Annotated in this window: 2 protein-coding genes; both read right to left on the minus strand. The window is 70.4% G+C overall.

Going from position 1 to position 4746, the window contains the following annotated elements; translation table 11 throughout:
* A partial coding sequence (locus ACI3K3_RS25380; RefSeq protein ID WP_404918847.1) for a UvrD-helicase domain-containing protein occupies window positions 1–2920 on the minus strand: 2920 nt, incomplete at its 3' end.
* Window positions 2917–4746 (minus strand): PD-(D/E)XK nuclease family protein (locus tag ACI3K3_RS25385; protein ID WP_404918849.1); only part of this gene is annotated, 1830 nt, incomplete at its 5' end. The genes ACI3K3_RS25380 and ACI3K3_RS25385, both read right to left, overlap by 4 nt.

Consider the following 4746-nt stretch of genomic DNA (forward strand, 5'->3'; position numbering starts at 1 on the left):
GCTCGGCGGGCGGCGCACGCTCCAGCCAGCGCGGCAAAGGTTCGCGCAAGGGCAGTTCCACCGAGCGCACTTCCGCGGGCAGCGGTGCCGGCACCGGGCCGTTCTCGCAGCGCGTTCCCCAGATCGCGTCCTCGACCTCCGCTTCGGCCGGGAACAGGGCGCGCAGGCTGGCGTACCAGCTCTTCTCCGCCGGACCGTCCTTGTCCCGCCTTCCGAGCGCCCCGCCCACGAACAGCGCTTCCTCCGCGCGGGTCATGGCGACATAGAGGAGGCGCCAGTGCTCCTGCTCGTCGCCCTCGCGGTTGGCGGCGATCTGCGCGGCGATGCGGCCGACCTTCTCTTCCTTCGACAGCGGCGGCAGCGGCACCTTGCGGCGTTCCTCGCGCGGGTCGGCCAGATCGAAGCCCCGATCGCGCGCGGCCTCCGGGTTGCCGGTGGCATCGGCCAGAATGACGATCGGCGCCTGAAGCCCCTTCGAGCCGTGGACGGTCATCACCCGGACCAGGCCCGATGCGGCATCCGCCTCGCGCTTCAGCTCGCCGTCACCCGCGTCGAACCAGGCAAGGAAGCCCGCAAGGCTGGGCGTGTCGGTGGCGACATAGGCTTGCGCGGCGTTGACCAGTTCGTCGATCGGGTCGTTCGCCTCGCTGCCGAGCCGCGCCACCAGCTTGCGCCGTCCCTGCCAGGGCCCGACCAGCAGCCAGTGCAACATGTCCTGCGGCGGCGTAAAGTCCGCGCGCGTGAGCAGGTCGCCCAGTTGCTGGAGCACGGGCCCGACGTCCGGGCCGGACTGGGTGCGCAGATGCTCCCAGAGCCGCCGATGCCTGTCGCGGTAGCCGAAGCGCAGCAATTGCTCCTGGCTCCAGCCCACCAGCGGCGAGACCAGCAGAGCGGCGAGATTAAGGTCGTCGAGCGGCTGCACCGCAAAGCGCAGCGCCGCGATCAGGTCCTTCACCGCCAGCGGCGCGCCCAGGCGCAGGCGGTCGACGCCCGCGACCGGCACGCCCGCCGCATGAAGCCGCGCGACGATCAGTCCGGCCAGTTCCTTGCGCTGGCGCACCAGCACCATGACATCGCCCGCGCCCGCCCGGCGCTGCCGGCCCTTGTGGAGGGTGAAGCCCGGTCCCGAGGGATCGAGCCATTCCCGCACCTGCTGGGCGATACGCTCGGCCATCTGACGGTCCGGCCGCGAGAGCCAGTTGGGCTGCTGGCCGTCGTTGTCGTCGCCGTCTTCGAGCGGCTCGTCGTCGTCCTCGCCGATCTGTTCGGATACCGGCTTCCACAAGGCGACATAGCCCGGTCGCTCCTGCCCGACGTGGCGCTCGGCGGGACGGTCGAGGCCGAAGCGGGTGTGGCCGATCCCGGCAATGGCCTCGTCCACGAAATCGAGCACCGGCTGCGCCGTGCGGAAACTGCGGTCCAGCCCGAGTTCCAGCAGCGGGCGCGCGGCGATTTCGCTGCGCAGCATGTCGGCGTTATCGGCGGCATCGCCCATCCGCCCGCGCACGCGATCTGCGGCGCGGCGGAAGTTCTCCGGGCTGGTGCCCTGGAAGCGGAAGATCGCCTGCTTGTAGTCGCCCACCACGAAGAGCGTGCGCAGCAGGCTTCGGGGATGGCCTTCGCGCTGCCCTTCGCCCGCCCAGAATTCCTCCGCCATGGCGAAGACGATGTCCCACTGCGCGGCATTGGTATCCTGCGCCTCGTCGACGAGGATATGATCGAAACGGCGGTCGAGCTTGTAGCGGATCCAGTCGGCCGAGGCCTGTCCGCGCAGCAGGTCGGCGGCGCGGCGGATCTGGTCGTCGAAGTCGATCAGCCCCTCGCGCTGCTTCGCCTCGTCCCAGGCGAGCGCGAAGGCGCGGCCGAGGCGCATTGCCGGGACCAGCCTTGCCGCCAGACCGAGCAGCGCCTTCGTCTCGCGGATTTTCGCAAGGCACTCGCCGACGCGCAGGGCATAGCCTTCGTAATCGGGATCGCGCTTGGCAAGGTGGTTGAGGCTGCGGACGCTGTCGTCCTTGGTGAAGAGCGCGGCGTGAAGATCGTCGATCCCCTCCGCCCGCTTCGCCGCACTCCAGGTGAGCCACGGCACCAGCACGTCGGTGGCCTTGTGCGCGGTGGCGGTGTTCCACTCGGCCAGCACTTCGCAGCATTTCCGCAGCGAACGCACGTCGAAGGCTTCATCTCCGCACATCTCCGCGAGCAGGTCGTCCCCAGCCTCTGCGGGCAGGCCTAGCAGGCGCAGCACATGGCTATGGATGTCGCCCGCCTGCCACGAACCCGGCCCGAACCAGGCCTCTCGCGCGCCGGCGCAGCGCAGCAGGAAATCGACCACTGAATCCGGCCCGTGCCGCAGCGAAAGCTGGGCGATGGCGCCGAGCAATTGCGGGCCGTCGAAGGCATCCGTCTCGGCGGCCACAAGCAGATCCGCGAGCACCTGACGCGCCAGCAGCGCGCGCTCGCGGTCCTCCATCGGCCGGGTGCCGGGCACGAGCTGCGCTTCGAGCGGGAACGTCGCCAGCAGCCACTGCGAGAAGGCGTGGATCGTGTCGATCCTCAGGCCGCCGCCCGGACTGTCCAGCACGGCGGCGAACAGCGTGCGCGCGCGGGCACGGGTCTCGGGGTCGGTGGGCGCGCCGATCGCATCGAGGCGCTGGAACAGCAGGGTGTCCTCCAGCCGCACCCATTCGGCCAGCGTGCCGTTTATGCGCGCGGCCATTTCCGTCGCGCCTGCCTTGGTGAATGTAAGGCACAATACCTGCGAAGGATCGACGCCCTCCTGCAACAGCAACCGCAGCACGCGCGAGGACAGCACTTGCGTCTTGCCGGTGCCCGCCGAGGCGGAAAGCCACACGGTATCGCGCGGGTTCACCGCCAGCATCTGGTTGCCGTGCAGCGGATGGACGGCGGCGGGGCCGCTCATGCTGCGTCCTCCCCGGCAGTTCCGGGGCGCTCGCGGCTGCCGAGCGAGGTGATCCATTCGTCGAGGCGCATCAGCTGGTCGTAATCCGCATAAGACCCGAGTTCGGGATTGAGCCGCGCGGTGAACGGCTCGGTGCCGAGAATCCAGCGGTCCAGCGCGTCGTTCAAATAGCGCTCGGTTTCAGGCAGGAAGTCGTCCGGCTCGATCCCGGAGCGCCGCTTGCCGACCTTCAGCGGGGTGGTGGCATAGCCGAACCGGTTCTTGTCCTTGGCCATCGACCAGTATTCGAACTCACCCGCCTCGCCCGTTATCTCGCGGCCCTGCATGTCCTTGAAGCCCCCCGCCTGCGCAATCAGCGCGATCAGGCCGAGTTGCAGCGCGAAGCCTTCCTCCACGCGGCGCGGCGTCGGCGGAGAGCCGGTCTTGTAGTCGACCACCGCCAGCGAACCGTCGGGCAGGCGGTCGATCCGGTCGGCGCGGCCGTGGATGCGGATGTCGCGGTAGCGCATGTCGCCCCAGGCCTCGCTCGCGACGACCCGGCGGCCGGCCGTCTTGTGCGCCAGCACAAGCTCGCGGAACGTATCGAGCGCGGCGGAGAGGCGCGGCCACCAGAGCGCGCGCATCAGCGGGTGCGCGTTCTTCTCGGTCAGCACCTCCTGCGCGATCGCGTGGAGCCCGTCCACCGGCTCGCCGGCCAGGTGCCAAAGTTCCAGAATCTTGTGCGCGACTTCGCCCTTCCACGCCGCGCTCGGCTCGGCATCGAGCGCGTCCAGCTTGCGCAGGCGCAGGATGGCATTGGCGTAGAATTCGTAAGGATCGCCGCGCAAGCGGTCCAGCCCGGTCACCGCCAGATCGACGCGGCGCTGTTCGGCAGAGGGCATCGGCTGCGGACGCGCATGGCCCGCAACCGGAGGCGCATCGTCGAGCATGCGCGCCAGACGCAGCGCCTCGCTCTCGACATGGCGCACCGCCTGTTCGCCCAGCAGCGCCTTGACGCGCAGCACGAAGCGCGAAGGGATCACCGGCCCGCCCGCATCGCGCAAGGCCCAGCTCAGCACGACTTCGGGCGCGCCCAGCGCGGCGGCAAGGTCATGCGCGGCCAGGCCGATGCGGAAGTCCGCCCCCGGCACGCCCAGAGCGCGCAGCACGGCGGGCGGCAGGAGCGCATCCTGCGACGGCGAGGCAGGCCAGACGCCTTCGACGAGCCCGCCGCAGATCACCAGATCGGCGCGGCTCATCCGCGCTTCCAGCAAGCCATAGATCGAGACGCGAGGATGGCCGCCCCAGGGCGGGCGCACCGAAACCCGGTCCATGGCATCGCGCAGCATGGCGTGAAGCTCGCGCGGGTCGAACAGCGTTCCCGCCGAGCCTGCCGCGCCGCGCAGTTCCTCGACCATGGCGCTGAGGCTGCGGCCGTCGGCGCCGGTCCAGATCGCTTCGCCGCACAGCGCTTCGGCAGCATCCACGAGCGTTCCGAGCATCGCTTCCAGAGGCTCGCCCTCCATCAAGGCGAAGAGCGGCACCAGCACGCTCTCCACCTCACGCCACCACTCGCCCAGCTTTTCCTGCTCCGCGAGATCGGCGAGAGCCGCCAGACCGGCACCGGGACGCGGGCCGCGCAAGGCAAGATCGAGTTTGCGTGCCGCCTCCAGCCAGCGCGCGCGCCCCACACCTTCGCCTTCCCCGCCGCCTGCCAGCGGATGAACCAGCAGCGCGATCAGCGGCACCGGCGCGGCCTGCTCGGCCAGCACTTCGGCCAGCAGCAGCATGAGCCGCCCCGCCGCCGTCTGCGCCAGCGGGCGGCCCGCCGTATCGTCGGCCTCGAT

The sequence above is a fragment of the Novosphingobium sp. ZW T3_23 genome (assembly GCF_044987305.1).
In the GTDB taxonomy this organism is placed as follows: domain Bacteria; phylum Pseudomonadota; class Alphaproteobacteria; order Sphingomonadales; family Sphingomonadaceae; genus Novosphingobium.